15 protein-coding genes are annotated in these 20,082 nt (G+C 34.6%); 7 read left to right on the plus strand and 8 right to left on the minus strand.

What is annotated here, in order from left to right:
* Window positions 1-37 precede the first annotated feature (37 nt).
* The gene (locus IR010_RS01910; RefSeq protein WP_194601116.1) at window positions 38-916 is read right to left on the minus strand and encodes an NAD(P)H-binding protein; all 879 of its coding nucleotides are present in this window, start codon (window positions 914-916) and stop codon (window positions 38-40) included.
* An 80-nt stretch (window positions 917-996) separates the two neighbouring features.
* Here IR010_RS01910 and IR010_RS01915 point away from each other — a divergent pair, with 80 nt between their 5' ends.
* Together IR010_RS01915 and IR010_RS01920 are read left to right on the plus strand one after the other, a co-directional pair.
* Window positions 997-1,362, plus strand: a complete 366-nt coding sequence (locus IR010_RS01915) for a winged helix-turn-helix transcriptional regulator (RefSeq protein ID WP_029269859.1) — start codon at window positions 997-999, stop codon at window positions 1,360-1,362.
* Between the two features lie 56 nt (window positions 1,363-1,418).
* Window positions 1,419-1,853 carry a DoxX family membrane protein gene (locus tag IR010_RS01920; RefSeq protein ID WP_194601119.1) on the plus strand — a complete coding sequence of 145 codons (435 nt, stop codon included), beginning with the start codon at window positions 1,419-1,421 and terminating at the stop codon, window positions 1,851-1,853.
* 128 nt (window positions 1,854-1,981) lie between these two features.
* Here the strand turns inward: IR010_RS01920 and IR010_RS01925 are convergent, their stop codons facing one another.
* Window positions 1,982-3,013 (minus strand): LacI family DNA-binding transcriptional regulator, encoded by a 1,032-nt coding sequence (locus tag IR010_RS01925; protein WP_029269855.1) that lies wholly within the window; start codon window positions 3,011-3,013, stop codon window positions 1,982-1,984.
* A 111-nt stretch (window positions 3,014-3,124) separates the two neighbouring features.
* Window positions 3,125-4,726, minus strand: coding sequence for a Na+/H+ antiporter (locus tag IR010_RS01930; RefSeq protein WP_029269854.1), 1,602 nt, complete (start codon window positions 4,724-4,726; stop codon window positions 3,125-3,127).
* A gap of 371 nt (window positions 4,727-5,097) precedes the next feature.
* On the opposite strand from IR010_RS01930, the gene IR010_RS01935 reads away from it, so the two are divergent.
* From IR010_RS01935 to IR010_RS01955, 5 genes are all read left to right on the plus strand, one after another.
* Window positions 5,098-6,576: an ankyrin repeat domain-containing protein gene (locus tag IR010_RS01935; protein ID WP_194601122.1), complete on the plus strand. Its 1,479-nt coding sequence runs from the start codon at window positions 5,098-5,100 to the stop codon at window positions 6,574-6,576.
* Between the two features lie 125 nt (window positions 6,577-6,701).
* Window positions 6,702-7,181 carry a DUF2271 domain-containing protein gene (locus IR010_RS01940; protein WP_029269851.1) on the plus strand — a complete coding sequence of 160 codons (480 nt, stop codon included), beginning with the start codon at window positions 6,702-6,704 and terminating at the stop codon, window positions 7,179-7,181.
* A gap of 89 nt (window positions 7,182-7,270) precedes the next feature.
* Window positions 7,271-9,454 (plus strand): PepSY domain-containing protein, encoded by a 2,184-nt coding sequence (locus IR010_RS01945; protein WP_194601124.1) that lies wholly within the window; start codon window positions 7,271-7,273, stop codon window positions 9,452-9,454.
* A 13-nt stretch (window positions 9,455-9,467) separates the two neighbouring features.
* On the plus strand, window positions 9,468-10,475 hold the full coding sequence (locus IR010_RS01950; RefSeq protein ID WP_194601127.1) for an FAD:protein FMN transferase: 1,008 nt from the start codon (window positions 9,468-9,470) through the stop codon (window positions 10,473-10,475).
* A gap of 156 nt (window positions 10,476-10,631) precedes the next feature.
* Window positions 10,632-12,980 (plus strand): mechanosensitive ion channel family protein, encoded by a 2,349-nt coding sequence (locus IR010_RS01955; RefSeq protein WP_194601131.1) that lies wholly within the window; start codon window positions 10,632-10,634, stop codon window positions 12,978-12,980.
* Window positions 12,981-13,053: 73 nt separating this feature from the next.
* Here IR010_RS01955 and IR010_RS01960 read toward each other — a convergent pair whose 3' ends face one another.
* The 5 genes from IR010_RS01960 to IR010_RS01980 form a co-directional block, all read right to left on the minus strand.
* Window positions 13,054-13,944 (minus strand): SDR family oxidoreductase, encoded by an 891-nt coding sequence (locus IR010_RS01960; protein WP_194601134.1) that lies wholly within the window; start codon window positions 13,942-13,944, stop codon window positions 13,054-13,056.
* A gap of 108 nt (window positions 13,945-14,052) precedes the next feature.
* Window positions 14,053-14,634, minus strand: coding sequence for a Crp/Fnr family transcriptional regulator (locus IR010_RS01965; protein ID WP_194601137.1), 582 nt, complete (start codon window positions 14,632-14,634; stop codon window positions 14,053-14,055).
* Window positions 14,635-14,782: 148 nt separating this feature from the next.
* Window positions 14,783-15,292, minus strand: coding sequence for a hypothetical protein (locus IR010_RS01970; protein WP_194601140.1), 510 nt, complete (start codon window positions 15,290-15,292; stop codon window positions 14,783-14,785).
* Between the two features lie 193 nt (window positions 15,293-15,485).
* Complete coding sequence (locus tag IR010_RS01975) at window positions 15,486-16,892, minus strand: efflux transporter outer membrane subunit (RefSeq protein ID WP_194601142.1); 1,407 nt, start codon at window positions 16,890-16,892, stop codon at window positions 15,486-15,488.
* Between the two features lie 18 nt (window positions 16,893-16,910).
* Window positions 16,911-20,081 (minus strand): efflux RND transporter permease subunit, encoded by a 3,171-nt coding sequence (locus IR010_RS01980; protein WP_194601145.1) that lies wholly within the window; start codon window positions 20,079-20,081, stop codon window positions 16,911-16,913.
* Window position 20,082: the final 1 nt, after the last annotated feature.

Consider the following 20,082-nt stretch of genomic DNA (forward strand, 5'->3'; position numbering starts at 1 on the left):
TATTCCCCTATTTATATTTACAGCATTTTTTTAAAGATTAAAACTTTGAAGCAAATTCCTTAGCAAAATCTTCAAGCTTAATCTTTCCATCAATAGCTTTATAATTTTCTATAAAATCTGCAGCAATTTTACCGCTTCGTAAACCTGATCCCATTTCGGTATACAAATTGGCAATTTCTTCTGGCAATCCAGCTTGTATCATTCCGTTTAGAGATTGCTCATCGGTAAATTCAATCCATGGCAGTTCTGGTTTTCCAATTGCTGTACCTAGAGTAACCGCTACATCTTTTGGCGTACGAACGTCACTTACAATATAACGGATGTTTGTCCCTAATTGTGTTTTTACTAATTCTTCTGCCACTGCATTTGCAATATCTTTAGGATGTACGTAAGGAATTTCAACATCTACCGGATAATTCGCTCCAATAATACCAACTCCTTTTATCATCGGTACATCATTAAATAAATTGGTAAAAAAGAATCCTGCGCGAACAAAAGTTACAGAGGTGTTTTCTAGCTTTTTATAAATGTTTTCAATGTTATAAAGTCCTGCAATTGGTCCAGTTCCTTCTGGCAAATCAGCACCAATACTGCTCAACATAACAACTCTTTTTACTCCGGCTTCCTCAATTGCTTTTGCAAAAGCATGACCCGCCTCTATTGTATTGGCTATAACATTAGAACCTCCCAAATTTGGCGGTGTCATGGCAAAAATTGCATCTGCGTCTGTGAATGCATTTTTCAAAAAATTGGTATCGCTTACTGATCCAATTGCTGATTTTGCACCCAATTTTTCTATTTCTTCAATTCGATCAGCACTGTTGCTTATTACTGTTACTTGATGTCCTGAAGCAGTTAAATTTTTAACTAATGGTTTTCCTATGTTTCCTAGTGAACCTGAAATTGTAATTTTCATATCTATTTATTTTTTTATTTCTGAAACAAAGGTATATTTGTACTTACTTTTATACAAGTACTTACCCTAAAGTATGTATCATGACAGCAATTAAAGAATCATCGACTATTCAGGAAAATAAGCAATATGCTTTAGAAAAATGCCCTGTAACTTATGTAATGGATAAAATTGGAGGCTATTGGAAACCCATTATCATCTACCAGCTTTCTAACGGAAGTTTGCGATATAGCGAATTAAAAAGAGCTATTCCAGCCATAACTGAAAAAATGTTAATTCAGCATCTTAAACAATTAGAAGCTGATAATATCGTTATTAGAGAAGCAAAGCCTGTAGTTCCTCCTTTTGTAACTTACAGTTTAAGCGCTTCAGGAACTGGTTTACTGCCTGTTATCGAAGCTATGGCAACTTGGGCTTTCAAAGACAAAGATGATGGGTTTAAAATGTAATTTTGTAAGTATTCAATTTTAATCCCAAATCAAATATTAATTAAAATTGATTATAAATGAAAAGCATAACCACAGCAAAAGCCGGTTTAATTTTAAGAATTGTTTTAGGAATCACCATGTTATCAGCAGTAGCTGACCGATTTGGACTTTGGGGAGCGCCCGGATCTGCCGGAGTAGCCTGGGAAAATTGGGAGAACTTTGTAATTTATACGCATACCCTTAATCCTTTTGCAAGCAAGCCTGCAGCCGAAATTCTAGGCGGAATTGCAACTTTTTTTGAAATCTTATTCAGCTTGTTGTTATTCGCCGGATTCAGAACTCGAATTACTGCTTTTGGCACAGCTTGTCTTATGTTGATTTTTGCTGTTTCTATGGCAATTTCAGTTTCTATAAAAGCACCATTTGATTATTCAGTTTTAACCAGCGCCGCTGCGGCATTATTGCTTTCGACTATAGACAGAACTTGTTTCGCAGTTGACAATAAGATATAATTCAATATAAAAAGCCCCGAAAAACAAATTTCGGGGCTTTATTTTATTTCTAAATATAATTTTAATTTTGAATTCTATTCATCAACTGCAATTCTAAAATATCGTCTTTGATGGGATTGAATTTAAATTTATTTTCTATTTGAAGATTCACGAACAAGTACTTCTGTATTCAGAAAAGTAATTTCCTGAACATCATTTTCTCTAACTGACTTTAGATTTTTTATTATAATTTCTGCGGCGGCTTTTCCCATTTTTTCAGCTGGATGCGTAATTGTAGATAAATTAGGATCTATTATTTCAGAAATTGGGTCGTTATTAAATCCAATGATCGCAATATCTTCTGGCACTTTTATGCCTCTTTTCTTTGCTGTCTGCAATGCACTCACCGCGATAATATCTCCAGAAGCAAAAAGGCCATCCGGAATTGGCTTTAGATTAAATAACTTAGTACTGGCTTTTACTCCTTCTTCATAAGTTACTGCTTTTAAATCAACTATAAGTTCATCTAAAACAGGCAAATTAGCATCTTTTAAAGCTTCAACATACCCTCTTTTTCTTTCATTATATAAATTACCGAATTCAGCGCCCGCACCCAAATGCGCGATGCGTTTACAGCCTTGATCTATAAGATGTTTGGTAGCTTTATATCCTGCAGAATAATTATCAATAACTACTCTAAAAGTATTGTAATCTTTTGGCACCCTGTCGACAAAAACTAATGGAATATTATTATTTGAGAATTGCTCAAAATGCGATGTATCTCTTGTTTCCATTGCTAAAGAACAAATAACGCCGCTTACACGGTTGCTGTATAAAGATTTAGCCATATTTACTTCTTCAGAATACGAATCGTGCGACTGCATAATAATAACTGAATAGTCTGATTTTTGTGCTGTAATTTCGATTCCGCTAATTAATGAAGACAAAAAAGGCTGTGTTACAGTTGGAATCAAAACTCCAATTGTTTTGGTTTTATTTCCACGCAAACCTGCAGCCAAAGTGTTAGGAACAAAACCCATTTCTTTTGCCGTCTTTTTGACTTTTTTTATGGTTTTGTCACTTATAGAATGGTGATCTTTTAAAGCTCTTGAAATTGTAGAGGTCGCCAAATTAAGTTTCTCAGCAATATCGTAGATCGTTACGTGTTTATTCTCTTCCATGAAATAAGTAAATAAGAAATGTAAATATAAGGTATTTTACGACACTATATCTTTCTAAAATGCAACTTCCACCTTCACAAAATTATCAAATCATCTAATTTTTACGCCAAATTAATCTTCATACATTTCCATATAAAGACGCGTTTCTTCGAGATCTAACTCTTTTTCTATCTTTCTGAAAATTTCTTCATTAACTGAACCCTGTTTGTGCATAAGCTCTAATTTTGCGCGCTCTACATTCAGCAAATCAATTTGCAATTTGGTAAAATCATTGAAGATTTCCCCTCCCATTACATTTCCTTTTCCAAAAAAATTGGCAGGAAGTTCTGTCTTCTGCAAACGGTTAAACTTTACTTCATATTTGCTTTTGATGTTGTGAAGTAAATCATCATTCAATAGCGAGAAATTGTCTTCTATATGCGTAATGGTTTGTGAAACAATTATATTCCGAATTTCGTATTCTTCTGCCAAAATAGAATACGGCTGTAATTTTAATTTCTTAATAAGCCACGGAAGCGTTAATCCCTGAATAACTAAAGTGGAAAGTATGACACAGAAAACCAAATAAATAATCAGATTACGAAAGGGAAATTCTTCTTTTTCATTTAACATTAAAGGCAAGGCCAAAGCGGCGGCCATCGAAACTACGCCGCGCATTCCAGACCAGCCAAAAATAATCATGTTTCGATAATCGAATTCTTCTTTCTCCCGTATTCTTTTGCTGAGGAATCTCGGAAGCAAAGTCGCCGGAATAACCCATAAAAACCGCACCAAAATTACCACTAAACTTACAGTCGCTCCCCAAATAAATAATGAACTTCCAGAATAATTACTAATTCCAGAAATGATGTGACGCAGCTGCAATCCTATCAATATAAAAATCAAACCATTTAAAATACTCGTCAAAATACTCCAAATTGTGTTGGTCATAATGCGGCTCTCGTGCGTAAAAATACTTCCAGATCTTGCTGAGAGATACAGTCCTGTTGTTACAACGGCTAAAACACCTGAACATTCAAAATGTTCTGCAATTAAGTAAGATGCAAAAGGTGTTAAAAGTGTTAATGTGGCTTCAATTATATCATCACAAACGAATTTTTTATGAATAATACTCATTACATATCCCACGACTAAACCAATAGCAATTCCTAATGTCGACATAATAAAAAAATTCAATCCAGCCTGCCAAAGCACAAAATTGCCAGCAACGATGGCTGTTAGTGCATACTTATAAGCGACAAGTCCGCTTGCATCATTAAGAAGGCTTTCTCCTTCAAGAATGGCAATAAGTCTCGGATTTAAACCTAATCCTTTTGTAATAGAAGTTGCAGAAACTGCATCTGGAGGCGAAACAATTGCGCCCAGCAAAAATGCTAACGGCCAAGAAATATCTTCGATCAGCATATGTGCCGCAATCGCTACTGCAATTGTAGTAAATAGAACCAATCCGACAGCAGCAAGTGTTATCGGTCGAATAGTTTGTTTAAACTCAAACCAGCTGGTGTACCATGCTGCGTGATACAAAAGCGGTGGAAGAAAAATAATAAAAACAACATCGGGATTTAAAGTAATAATTGGAAGTCCTGGAATAATACTGATTATTACACCGCAAAGCACCAACACAATTGGTACCGGAAAATTATATCGCTTACTAATAAGGCTCAGGAAAGCAACTCCAAATAGCAACATTATAATTACTGTAATATTCTCCATTTCCAGATTGTTTTTGGTTATCTAACTTCAATTTATTGAGGTACTAATTTAATATTTTATGCGAATTATACGTCTTTCAACAAATCAATTTTAAAAAATGCCTACAGTTTAATTTGTATGCTCGAAAATAATTTTGATTTGGATTAAACCTTTATAAGATTTTTGCTTCTAATGATAAGAATGAGGCCAAATAAAAAACTTGATTAAAATCAGCTTAAATTTGAATTTTCTCGTATAAATAGGGTTGATTTACTAATAATAATTTTTACATTTGCGCTATTTTTATTTATTCTAAATAGAATTGATTAAGAAAGTCAATTTTGATTAAATGAAAAAAGATAGAACTAATTTAAAACAGTAAATACCACAATATGAAAAAGAATATCCTTGTTTCTTTAGCATTAGCCGCTACTTTATTTGTTAGTGCACAACAAAAAAATACTTTATTAGAAGCTTCTTTTTGGAAAACAGCTCCCAATACAGAGGCTGTAAAAGCTGAAATAGCAAAAGGAAATAATCCAGCTGAAGCGAATACAAATGCTTTTGATGCTGTTGTTCTTGCAATTAATAACGATGCTCCAGCAGCAACTATAAAGTTCTTGTTAGATCAGCCTGGAAATCCAGTAAATAAAATGACACATGATAATCGTATTTATTTGCATTGGGCAGCTTACAGAGGAAATACAGAATTGGTAGAATACTTAATCGCAAAAGGCTCTGATGTTAATTTAGAAGACAGTCACGGTACTACTCCAGTTGCTTTTGCTGCCAGTAACGGACAAAACAATCCAGCACTTTACGAAGCTTTTTTTAAAGCTGGAATAGATCCGAAGAAAAAATACAAAGACGGAGAAAATTTATTGCTTTTAGGCATTCCGTCTGATAAAGATTTGACACTTACCGACTATCTTATAACAAAAGGACTTTCTCTTAAAGATGTTGACAATAACGGAAATACAGCTTTTGATTATGCTGCCAGAACAGGAAATATTGCGCTTTTGAAAAAATTATTAGAAAGAAAAGTAAAACATACGGACAATGCTCTTTTGATCGCGACACAAGGAAATCGAAGAGAAACAACTTCGCTTGAAGCGTATAAATTTTTAGTTGAGGAAATAAAAATTAAACCAACTGCAGAAAACAGATCTGGCGAGAATGTATTGCATCTTTTGGCAGCAAAACCAAATCAAAAAGAAATTATCAGCTATTTTTTGGCGAAAGGTGTCGATGCAAATAAAGTTAATAAAGAAGGAAATACTCCATTTATGATCGCTGCAGGAGCTAGAGAAAATGGTGCTTTAGAGCAATTATTGCCAATAGCAAAAAACATTAATTTAAAAAATACAAAAGGAGAATCAGCTTTGATATTTGCTGTAAAATCAGGAACGCCTGAAGCAGTTGCCTTGCTTTTATCAAAAGGTGCTGATGTAAATGTTGCTGACAAAGATGGCAATAATTTAGGCGTGTATTTGGTACAATCTTACAGACCAGATCCGAAACAGGACCCTTTTGCTGCTAAAGAAAAATTGCTTCAAGAAAAAGGATTAAACTTGGCTGCTCAACAAAAAGACGGAAGCACTTTATATCATTTTGCAGCAGCTAAAAACGATTTATCTTTACTGAAAAAATTAGCCGATTTGAATATCGACGTAAATGCTAAAAACAAAGATGGTTTAACTGCTTTGCATAAAGCAGCATTGGTTGCTAAAGATGATGCTGTTTTAAAATACCTGCTTTCAATTGGTGCCAAAAAAGAAATTACAACAGAATTTGATGAAAGCGCGTATGCTTTAGCAAAAGAAAACGAATCTCTGACAAAACAAAATGTTTCAATCGAATTTTTAAAATAGTTTTTTAGTAAAAAATAAAATGTAAAATGTGAAATGCTATGTTAAACTAATCATTTCGAATCTAAAAACTACATTTTACATTTCACAACTCACATTTCACAATTCACAACTCACAATTAAAAAAAATGAAATCAATATTTAAAATAGCGCTTACAGCTTCATTAATCTGCCTTATTTCTTTTCAAGCTTCGGCGCAAAGCAAATACAAATGCATGCTTCAGATGGCAAATTATATGGGAGAAGGTGCTTATATTGTAGTTTCGCTTATTAAACCAAATGGTGAATACGAAAAAACACTTTACGTAATGGGCGACGATAAAAAATGGTACAAATCATTAAAAGAATGGAATAAATTTCAGACTGCGAAACCTGCTGATATCAGTGCAAAAACAGGAGCATCTGTAACTGGCGGAGACCGCAGTGTTACTACAATTGAAATTGAAGATTCTAAAATTAACAAAGGATACAAATTGCGATTTGAATCGGCAGTGGAAGACCAAAAATATTATGTTAGCGATTTAGAAATTCCGCTTACTACTGAAGGTCTTGCTGATAAAACAGAAGGAAAAGGCTATATTCGCTATGTCAGATTAAGTAAAATTTAATTTTTACTTACTGCTAAATAAAGCTTTGTCAAAGATTTAAACTTTGACAAAGCTTAAATCTTTGATCATATCTCAATAGCTTACATTACATGACTCTTTCTTTTTGGCGTTACACACACTTGGTTCTAGCCTTGTTTTCTTCTTTGTTTCTGCTTTTGGCATCTGTAACGGGTATCATTCTCGCAGTCGATGCTGTTCAGGAAAAAACACTTCCATATAAGGCAGAAAATTTCAATCAAATAACTTTGGGAGAAACATTGCCTGTGCTAAAAAAGGTATATCCTGAAATTACGGAGCTCAGTGTAGATTACAATCAATTTGTAACGCTTAAGGCTATCGATGAGGATGGAAATGATATTAACGCATACATTGATCCAAAAACAGGAAAAGCATTAGGAACTCCAGTAAAAAAAAGTGAGTTTATTCAATGGGTGACGAGTTTTCATCGATCTCTATTTCTTCATGAAGCTGGACGCTTTTTTGTTGGTGTAATTTCATTTTTATTGCTGCTGATTTCAATTTCTGGTTTTGCTTTAGTTTTGAATAGGCAAAGAGGAATCCGTAATTTCTTTTCGAAAGTAATCAAAGAGTATTTTGCTCAATATTACCATGTTGTTTTAGGAAGATTGGCTTTAATTCCCATTTTGATTATAGCACTTACGGGAACGTATTTATCGCTGGAAAGATTTCATTTTTTCATGGGTGAGGAAAAAACGAAACCCGTAAAAACAGAACTTTCGGCGGAAGCCAAAAAAACTTCTATCTTTAAAACTACACTTTTATCAGATGTAAAAAAAATCGAATTTCCTTTTACAGATGATCCAGAGGAATATTATATAATTGAATTAAAAGACCGCGAAATCGAAGTAAATCAGGTTACGGGCGCTGTGGTTACAGAGAAACAGTCGCCGATAACTGTTCAATTTGCAGACTTTAGTCTTGACCTTCATACCGGAAGAATAAACGCTGTGTGGGCTTTAATTCTAGCGGTTGCCTGTTTAAATATTCTCTTTTTTATTTACTCAGGTTTTGCGATTACTTTAAAAAGAAGATCAAGCAGAATCAAAAATAAATTCAAGGCTAACGAAAGTAAATTCATTTTATTAGTTGGTTCTGAGAACGGAAGTACATTGCGTTTTGCCAATGCAATTCTCAAACAATTAATAGATCACGGACAAAAGGCTTTTATTGCAGAATTGAACAGTTATACTGTATTCCCAAAAGCAGAGCATATTATCGTTTTATCATCTACACATGGTTTGGGAGATGCTCCATCTAACGGAAGTAAATTTTTATCGCTTTTAAAGAAACACAATCAGCAGCAAAATATCAACTTTTCTGTAGTGGGTTTTGGTTCAAAAGCTTATCCTGATTTTTGCGCTTTTGCTTTCGAAATTGATACACTTTTAGCGGTTCAAAATTGGGCTGAACGTTTTCTAGATGTTCAAACAGTAAACGATAAATCCGCACAAGAATTTGTAAATTGGATAAAATTATGGAGTACCAAAGCAGGTATTTCATTATCAACGACGCCGTCTGTTTACAATCACGTTCCAAAAGGCTTGCAAAAATTGATGGTTCTAGATAAAACTGTAGTTTCAGAAACAGAGCAGACTTTCTTAGTTACATTACGCGCCAATATGCGGGCTAAATTTATATCAGGAGATTTATTGGCTATATATCCGGCAAACGATACACGAGAACGCCTTTATTCTATTGGAAATCATTCTGGTAATATCCAATTGGTTGTAAAATTACATCCTCACGGATTGGGTTCTGGTTTTTTAAATGAACTTAAACCAGGAAATAGTATAAAAGCGAGAATTATCAATAATTATGCTTTTCATTTTCCTAAAAAAGCATCAAAAGTGGCGCTCATTTCAAATGGAACTGGAATTGCTCCTTTTCTTGGAATGATCGCACAAAATAAGAAAAAAGTTGAAACTCATTTATATTCGGGTTTTAGAATGGAAACTGAAACTGTTGTAGGTTACAAAAAATTTACATCAGAAATGATAGCGAAACAAAAGCTTCAGAGTTTTCATTTGGCTTTATCGCGCGAAGCAGAACATTTTTATGTAATGGATTTAATAAAACGCGATGCATTATTTTTTACAGATTTATTAGATCACGGCGGCGTAATTATGATTTGCGGTTCGCTTGCGATGCAAAAAGATGTAGAATCGATTTTGAATAACTTATGTCTTTCAGACGGAAATAAAGATTTTTCAAGTTATAAGCAAAACAATCAAATACTTACCGATTGTTATTAAAATTTTTATAGCCATGAATTACAAAACGCTTTATAAGTTTTTTATTCTCTTTATAATACTGAGCAGCTCATTAAGCAACGCGCAGGTTTTACGAAAAAAAACCACACTGCTTATGGGAGGACGTTTTGATATTACAATCGTCGCAAATGATACGCTTGAAGCGGAAAAAAACATAGAGGCTGTAATTGCCGAAATTACCCGAATTGAAAATTTAATTTCAGATTGGAAACCAACTTCGCAAGTTTCTGAAGTGAATCAAAACGCAGGAATCAAACCCGTGAAAGTTGATCGAGAAGTTTTTGAACTCACAGAAAGAGCTATAAAATTATCTGAAATAACAAACGGCGGTTTTGATGTAAGCTTTGCGGCAATGGACAGAATCTGGAAATTTGATGGATCAATGACCGAGATGCCTTCGGCGGAAGCCATAAAAAAATCGGTAGAGAAAGTTGGTTTTAAAAACATTATTTTAGACAGTGCTCAATCGACCATTTTCTTAAAATTAAAAGGAATGAAGATTGGTTTCGGTGCTTTAGGCGAAGGCTACGCAACTGATAAATGTAGAGCCATGATGATTGCAAAAGGCATTAAAGCTGGAATAATTAATGGTTCTGGCGATATGAGTACGTGGGGAAAACAGCCTAACGGAAATCCTTGGAAAATTGGAATCACCAATCCGTTTGATCCTGAAAAACTTTTGGCAGTTGTTCCCTTAGAACAGCAAGCTGTCACTACTTCTGGCAGTTATGAAAAGTTTGTTGTTTTTAATGGCAAGCGCTATTCACATATTATAAATCCTGCAACGGGTTATCCTGCAACTGGTTTGTGCAGTGTTTCTGTTTTTGGTCCAAATGCCGAAACAGCAAACGGACTCAGTACTTCCCTTATGGTTTTGGGTCAAAAAGAAGGATTGCTTTTACTTCAAAAATATCCTGAATACAGCTGTATTATGATTACAGATAATGGGAAAGTTATCAAATCAAAAAACTTCAAAATCAAAAAATTTGAGGCTAAATTTTAATAGATTCTTTTTGTGAAAGATTCAAAGTCGCCCTGATTTATAATCTATTTAAAGTTCAAAATATCTTTATAACTATTTTACATTATTTCTTCACTATCACACGGAAGTCGATTAAAAAAAATTAAATTTGAAGACCCTAAATTTATTCTTTAAATTATGATTCAAAAAAGAAGTTATCTCTATTTATTCGCCTTACTGACTGCATTATTTTTCGCGCCTCTTTCCTACTCGCAGACGCAGCCGCAAAAAAAAGAAAGCCGCTCAAAATTATTTGAAGAAACTACTACAGACAGCGATTATTTAATGGCTATAGAAAAAGCTGGCGAAGTAATGGAATCTGCTTACAACGATGCTGATTTTGACAGTGCTTCGCATCATTTGTTTAGCGAAATCAAAAGAACTCAAAGCAAACTCGACCTCATTTTAGCAAGTTTGAAAGGCGCCAACCCAAATGTGCGCAATCAGCAAATGTATCACACGGTTCTAAAAGAGATTCAGCTGCAATTAGACGAGCAAAATGCTGCGATTAATTTACGAAACGAAAATCTCGAAAAAATTAAAGGCCGATTTATCGAATTGCGCAAAGACAAAACGTTGATGGCCCTTATAAAAGATACGATTCGACGCAAGCAATTTAAAAGAGAATTTGCAAATCTTAAAAAGAAATACCTGAGTACAGATAGCCTGATGACTAAAAATCAAGGAATTCTGAACACCAAAAAAAGGATTACTGTACAACGAAAAATTGCAGTTTCGAATGCTATAATTACAGTGGAAAACCACCTTGAAAAATCAGGAATCAGCATGCTGCATAAAGAATATCCTTTTTTATGGAGTATTAATGATTCTATTCCGAGAAAAACTACCGCACAAAATATTGGAGCTAAAATAGTTATCGAAGAAAATGTCGCTGCCTACTATTTGAGTTATCGCACTGGTGGCTTGATTGCCTTAATCTTCTTTATGGGACTTTTGGCGTGGTATATTTCGCGTAATTTAAAATACCTGAGAACCAACGGATATTCTGAAAACTTAGCTCAGTTTAACTTTAAATATTTAAACAGAGGTGTATTGCTTCCCGTTTTAGTAATCGGACTTAATATTGCAGTAGTCAGTAATTTATATGCTCCTGCAATGTTCTTGGAATTGCTTCATCTTATTTTACTTGGAATTCTGACCCTCCTTTTCAAAGATAAATGGTCAAAAAAATCAATGCGAAATTGGATCATTCTTTTAGGATTGTTTTTTACCCTTTGTTTCCTTGATTTATTTATAGAAGTTGGGCTTATACAGCGCTGTGCTTTTATTATTATTAATGTTTTTGGAATTCGCTATGGTTTGGTTCAAATCAAAAGCATTAAAGATCAGTTGTATATAAAAGGATTCTTTAAATGGGCCAGCATTATTTTTATTGCATTGAACGGATTATCAATACTTCACAATCTTTTTGGAAGAGTATCTCTTTCGAATATGTTGAGCTTGACTGCTTTTATTTCGCTTACGCAGATAATTGCTTTGAGTGTACTTCTTAAAATAATTTTAGAAATTATTATTTTACAGATCTATACAACGCGAATCAAACGTGGTTTCGAAAAGCTTTTTGATCACGAAAATTTATCTGAAACACTCAAAAAGCCTTTTATAATTGTAATCAGTTATATGTGGCTTGTTGTAATTGCTTCTAATTTAAATGTTTGGGAATCACTTCGTTCTTCTTTAGGTTCGCTGTTAAGTCATCCTAATACTATCGGAAGCATTACTTTTACCTTAGGAAATATTGTACTTTTCTTTATAATTATTTGGATTGCTCATTTGCTTCAAAAATATGTAGCTTACTTTTTTGGTGAAATTGATGATGAAAACGAAGAAAACGTTAATAAAAGACAACACTCTAAGCTATTGATTACAAGACTTATTGTTTTAATTGGAGGTTATCTTTTAGCGGTTGCCGCTTCGGGAATGCCGTTAGATAAATTGAGTATACTTTTGGGTGCTTTAGGTGTGGGTGTTGGACTTGGACTTCAGAATGTGGTAAATAACTTTGTTTCTGGAGTCATATTAATTTTTGACAAACCCATTCAGATTGGAGATGTAATTGAAATCAGTTCAGAATCTGGCCGAGTAAAATCAATGGGATTGCGTACAACTAAAATTAATGCTCCAAACGGTGCTGAAATTATTATTCCGAACGGAAATTTATTATCTCAAAACATTACCAACTGGACGTATACAGACAATTTTAAACTTGTAGAAATTTCAATAGAAATAAGTGGTGAAACAACTCCAGACGATATAAATGCAACTGTAATGCAGGCTCTTGAAAGTTTAGCATTAGTGAATACAACTAAAACACCGCAAATTTTTTACACTGCAATTTCTGATGGAAAATATAAATTACTAATAAAATTCTGGTGCAGTATTTACCGTACCGAAGAATCTGTCAGCAGTGCTCGTCAAGTTTTATTTAGCAGTTTTAAAGCTAAAGGATTGACTTTTTCAACTTAAAAGTTGAGTTATTAATTATAAAAAAAAGCCTTCAAATGTAATTTTTGAAGGCTTTTTTTATTTGCAAATATTTCTAATAATTCAATTCTGCTTTATGTTTTTCGATAAAGTCATTCCATTTTGTGGGCTCTTTTCCTGTAATTCCTTCAAAATTATCAAAAGTTTCATCTGCACCTGGAATTGTTCCAGCTGCATATCTCTTCCAATGTTCATAAACACAGCCCATATAAGCCATCTCTGCACCAGCTTCAATCATATTTTGAAGAAATATTTCGGGAGAAAGCGCTTCGTAACGAAAAGGTTTACCAATTATTGAAGTCATTTTTACAGCCAAATCATCAAACGAACAGGCATCATATCCTAATCGGTATGTTTTTCCAGAATGTAATTCAGGATTTTGCAATGCGATCGCAGCAACATGAGCCACATCATCTACATCAACCCAGCTCAATCGTGCGCCTTCAACATATGCATTTATTACGCCGTTTGTAATCGCTTTTTTACCTCCATAACTGAGCAAATTCTGCATAAAAGTTTCAGGACGCAAATGCGTAAATGTAAAACCAGACCACTCTATATAACGTTCTACCAACTGATGCCAAGCCCAATGTCCGATAGTAGTGTTATCTGGCCCGCACGCGCCTAAATGTACTACATGCTTTACTCCTGCTTTTTTGGCATTGTCTAATAAAACTTTGCTTTGGCGAAGCATATCAACAGTATAACCTGTCACTATCAAAATGCGATCAATGCCTTCTAATGCAGGTAAATGTGTATTTTCATCATCAAAATCAAGTATTACTGTTTTGATGCCTAATGCCGTAAAAGGTTTTGCTTTTTCTGCCGTTCGTACTGCTGCAATAATTTCTACGTCAGAATTTGATAAAAGAAAATTGATTGTTTTACTTCCGACCTGACCTGTAGCGCCAGTGATCAATATTTTAGGGAGTGCTTTTTGTGACATCTTTATTTTTGTATTTTAAATTTTTATATTAAAAAAACAAAATTAAGGCGATGTAAATTATTGCCAATTGATCTGGATCAAGTATTGCATTAATTTTACGCAGTTAAATTATTTGCCCAAAGCAATATTTTTTTTAATACGGCTCAATGTTTCTGGTGCTAAACCCAGATAAGAAGCAATTAGATTTTGAGGAACGCGCTGAATCATTTCTGGATTGGTTTCAGCTAATTGAATGTATTTTTCTTTTGCAGTAAAAGAATTCGAACTGACTAATCTTCGTTCTTTTGTTGCGAGACTATTTTGGAAAAGAATACGGAAATAACGATCCATTTTATGAACCTGTAAAGTCATTTTCTCTAAATTTTCTCTTGTAATCATAAGCAATTCAGAATCTTCTAGCGCATCAATATTAAATTGAGCACTTTCACCAAAGCTAAAACTATAAATATCAGACGACCACCAGCCTTCCCAAGCAAACAAGTTCATATGTTCGTCGCCTTTGTCATCAATATAATAAGAACGCAGCAGGCCTTTTGATACAAATGAAAGGCAACTGCAAATTTCTCCTTCTTGAAGTAAAAATTCTTTCTTTCGAAGGTTTTTAGAAATAAAAAAACTTTTGATAGTGCTTTTTTCTTCCTCCGTCAAGGATACTTTTTTAAGAATATGAGAAAAAAGAACATCAAACATTTTTATTAATTTTGAAAGCCGTTCAGCTTAAAGTGAATAACAAATATAAGTGTTTTTTAAGGTAAAGAATTAATCTAAAACTATATAGTTGTACTAAAAAAAGACGCCTCAATAATTTGAGGCGTTTTTCATTTGTCATGTTTTTGAATTAGTGGCGATCATCGTGTTTTTGCTTATGATCATTGTTAGAATCTCCTTTAGAATTTCCTCTTGGATCTCCTTTGGTATTTTTCGGATTATCTCTTTTTGGTTTTTGGTTGTTATAAGATTTGTTTTTCTCAGGTTTATTTCCTCTGTTTTTTTGAGGTGCTCCATGATATCCTTTAGGATAGCTTGCTCTGTGTTTAGTGTGATATGTGTAAGGAGTATTTCCTTTATAATCATTTAAAACTACTTTGTAACCTCCATACAAATCATATTGTCTGTATTTTGAGGGAAGCCTGCTGTCACGAACCCATTTACCATTATTAGCATAGATGTACTGACTTTGAGCAACATCATAATAAGTATCAATATCAGGTAAATAATAATATCTGCTGTCATCGTTTCCTTCTGGTCCCCAGCTAGGAGGAGTTCCAATGTTTACATTAATTGAAACTTGTGCGTGAGCAAAAAATATACTCATAAAGAGCACTAAGGCGAATACTAATTTTTTCATGTTTTCTATTGTTTAAATGTTAATTTGATTTAAACAAAGCTAAAGTAATGCCAATAAAATTGATTATCGCATTCATTATACAGAACCACTAAACCAATCGACGAACAGGACTTTATAACCGACATAAAACTTCAAATAAAAAACGCCTCAGATTTGAGGCGTTTTTTAAATATTTAAATAAGAGTAATTTCGATTATTTCCAACCGCCGCCTAAAGCTCTGTACAAATTAACAACAGCCTGCAGTTTCTGCAAATTATCATTTATACCACTTAATTGCGCTGCCAAAAGGTTTTGTTCTGATGTTAATACATCTGTATAATTCGTAGCAGAACTATATTCTAAAAGCTGTTGTGTATAATCAACTGCTTTAGTTAAGGCTTCAATTTGTTTTTCTCTTGAATCTTGTTTTTCAACAGCCATTTGGTAGGAATACAAAGCATTAGAAACTTCCTGCCCAGCCGTCAATAGGCTTTGCTGGAAATTATTATACGCTTGCAGTTGTTGCGACTTTGCTGTTGTTAATCTTGTTTTATTTAAACCCTGATTAAAAATCGGCTGCGTTAATCCGCCAATTATCGAATAGAAAATAGAATTACTGAAAAAGTCTTTTAATTCTAAATTCGAAAACCCACCGCTTGCTGTGAGCGTTAAACTTGGGTAGAAATAGGTTCTAGCCAGGTTTGTCGATTCAAAAGCAACTCTGAAATTATATTCTGCCTGACGAACATCTGGACGATTCTGTAATAATTGAGAAGGCACACCAATTGCAATATTTTCAGGAATAACCTGCGTTCCTAATTCTCCTCTGTCGATTGGTCCTGGTGCTTGTCCTAATAAAATATTAATAGCATTTTCGGTTTCACGAATGCTTTGTTTCAAATCCGGAATCAAAACTTCGGCTGCATGCTGGTTGGCCTCACTTTGTACAACCGCCGCACCAGTTACAATTGCACCTTCTTTTAAAGCTTTAATAGTTTCTACATTTTTTACACGGCTTTCTAATGTTTCCTGCGTGATTTTCAATTGCTTGTCATATGCTAATAACAAGAAATAATTATTTGCAATGTCTGAAATTAGTTGTGTCTGAACCGCTTGTTTCGCTGCATCTGTAGCTAAGTACGAAGCTAAAGCTGCTCTTTTAGAACTGCTTAGTTTCCCCCAGATATCAGCTTCCCAAGATGTGCTTAAACCTAATTTATAAGTTGTAGTCAGGGTATTGATATTAATTCCTGCAGGAAAGTTTAATCCTGCTTCAGATTGTTTGGTTCGTGTTGCGTTGGCATCGAGCTGTAATGTTGGATAATATGCCAATTTACTTTGACGAAGCGAAGCTTGAGCCTGTATAATATTTTCAATAGCATTTTTCAAATTAAGGTTATTATCTAATCCTTTTTGAATCAACGCATTTAGTTTTTCATCCTTAAAAACGCTCTGCCAAGGCATATTAGCAATCGTAGTCGAATCGGCGGAAGCCTGATCACGATAAAGCTTATCTGTCGACAGTGTTGTTGGTCGTTCGTACTTTTTAGTAATTGAGCATGCACTTAAAAGCGCGGCTGCAATTACCATTAGAATATATTTATTTGAACTATGAGTCATTTCTTCTGAATTAAATTATTACTCTTTATGAGCTTCTATAAGTTGTATTTCCTCGTCATCATCGCCTTCGTCATCGTAATTTTCCTTTGCCGGACCACTAATTCTTTCTTGTAAAGTCTGGAAAACGATAAACAAAACCGGAATAACAAAAACTCCTAAAATGGTTCCGATTAACATACCTCCAACAGCTCCAGTTCCAATTGATTTATTTCCGACAGCTCCCGCTCCTGATGCAAACATCAACGGTACAAGTCCTAAGATAAAAGCAAAAGATGTCATCAAAATTGGTCTTAAACGCGCTACGGCTCCTTCAACTGCTGCTTGAACAATCGGCAATCCTTTACGTCTTCTTTCAAGGGCAAATTCGACAATCAAAATACCGTTCTTCGCAAGGAGTCCGATAAGCATGATCAAGGAAATCTGAAGATAAATGTTACTGTTTAGTTTGAAAATAATCGAGAACAAATAAGCTCCGGCTAATCCAAACGGAATCGAGAATAATACAGCAAATGGGAGGATATAACTCTCATACTGCGCACTTAACAAGAAATAAACAAAAACCAAACACAGAATAAAGATGAAAATAGTTTCACTTCCTGAAGCTAATTCCTCACGAGTTAATCCTGAGAATTCATATCCGTAACCTGCTGGAAGATTTTCTGCTGCAACTTCTTGAATTGCCTTAATAGCATCTCCAGAACTAAATCCAGTATTTGGAGCTCCGGTAATTGCAATAGAAGAGAAAAGGTTAAATCTCGAGATAGATTCAGGTCCAAAAACTCTGGTCATTTTTACAAATTCTGTAATTGGCGCCATATTTCCAGCGCTGTTGCGTACAAATATTTTGTTCAATCCTTCTGTATTGGTCCTGAATTCTGGCGAAGCCTGAATCATAACACGATATTGTTTTCCGAATTTATTGAAATTCGAAGCATACAATCCACCATAATAACCCTGCATCGTTGACAAGATAGAATTGATTGAAACACCAGCATCTTTGGCTTTAGCCAGATTAATATCCATCATATATTGAGGAAAACCTGGATTAAATGGCGTTGTTGCATATTGAATTTCAGGGCGTTTCGATAATTTTTCTAAAAATTCAGTATTTACTTTAAAGAATTCGGCAGTTGTATGGCCTCCTTTGTCCTGCAATTGAAATTCGAATCCACCACTTTGTCCAAAACCTTGAATAGTTGGAGGCGAAATAAAGAAAATATTAGCTTCACGAATACCGCTTGTCTTGGCAAAAAGCTGTCCAATTACGTCATTAACGCTTAATTCACGTTCATCCCAAGGCAACAATTTTACAATTACCATACTGTATGCACTACCCGCACCTGCTGTAAAGTTTTGCCCTACAATACGAAGGGTATTTTTAACACCTGGAATGGTGTGCGCAATACTGTCTACTCTTTTAGCTATTACATCAGAACGTTCCATAGAAGCTGATGGCGGTAAGCTAATATTAGCAAAAACAGTTCCTTGATCTTCCGCAGGAACGAAAGCAGAAGGTGTCGTTTTCATCATATAAAATAATCCTGCACTGGCAATAAGAATCGCTGCAAGTACAATCCATTTTTTAACGGAAAGAAAACTAACCGAGCGTTTGTATCTGTTGGTTACATTATCAAATGCAACGTTGAACGAGGTATAAAATCTCTGAATAAAACTTTTATGTTTGTGATCGTCAGCATGAGGTTTTAAAAGTAACGCACATAATGCTGGACTTAAAGTCAATGCATTTACAGCCGAAAGGATAATGGCAACTGCTAATGTGATACCAAATTGTTTGTAAAAAACTCCGGTAGATCCTGTAATAAAAGTTACTGGAATAAATACGGCAGCCATTACAAGTGTAATCGAAATAATCGCTCCCGAAATTTCACTCATTGCATCGATTGTCGCTTTTTTAGACGATTTATACCCATGATCCAGTTTCGCGTGCACTGCTTCGACGACGACAATAGCATCATCTACCACAATACCAATCGCCAAAACCATTGCAAAAAGCGTTAATAAGTTAATCGTGAAACCGAATAAATTAAGGAAGAAAAACGTTCCTACAATAGCAACCGGAACTGCAATCGCCGGAATTAAAGTAGATCTAAAATCTTGAAGGAAAATAAATACTACGATAAAAACCAATATAAAAGCTTCAATCAAAGTGTGAATTACCTTTTCAATAGAAGCATCAAGGTTTTCGTTAACGTCAACTAAAAGTGTGTATTTTACTCCTTTCGGGAAGCTTTTTGCCGCTTCCTCAATCAATTTTTTCGAGTTGTTGATTACGTCACGTGCATTAGATCCTGGAGTCTGGCTAATTGCCATTGCCGCGGATTCTACTCCGTTTGTTTTAATGGTAGAAGAATAACTTAGAGATCCTAATTCTACTTTAGCAACATCTTTTAATCGTAATATTTGTCCGTTTCCAACAGATTTTATCACAATATCTCCAAATTCCTGAGCACTTGTTAAACGCCCTTTATATTTAATAACGTATTGAAAAGCCTGATCTCCATTTTCACCAAATTTACCTGGCGCCGCTTCTATATTTTGTTCTGCTAGAGCAGCCGAAATATCACTCGGAATCAGCTTGTATTGCTGCATGATGTCTGGTTTTAGCCAGATTCTCATAGAGTAATCTTTTGCCCCAAAAACTGTTACATCTCCTACTCCAACAACACGCTGAATTTGCGGTACAAGATTGATCTTCGCATAATTTTGAAGAAAAGTCTGATCGTAAGCTTTGTCATCACTGTATAAAGAAAAAATCAATAAGTTACTGCTCTGACTTTTCGTTACGGTTACACCTGCTTGAGTTACCTCAACTGGCAATAAACTTGTTGCACGAGAAACCCTGTTCTGCACGTTTACCGCTGCTAAATCTGGGTTTGTTCCTACTTTAAAGAAAATTTTGATAGACGCATTTCCGTCATTGGTTGCTGAAGATGTCATGTAAGTCATGTTCTCCACACCATTAATCTGCTCTTCCAGCGGAATTACAATACTTTTAAGCACTACGTCTGCATTGGCTCCGGTATAACTGGCTGAAACGTTTACTGTAGGCGGTGCAATATCCGGATATTGAGAAATAGGCAACTCAACAAGTCCTAAAACACCTAAAATTACGATGATGACCGATATTACTGTAGAAAGTACTGGTCGCTGTATAAATATTTTAAACATT

It is taken from the genome of Flavobacterium sp. MR2016-29 (genome assembly GCF_015350695.1).
Lineage (GTDB): Bacteria > Bacteroidota > Bacteroidia > Flavobacteriales > Flavobacteriaceae > Flavobacterium.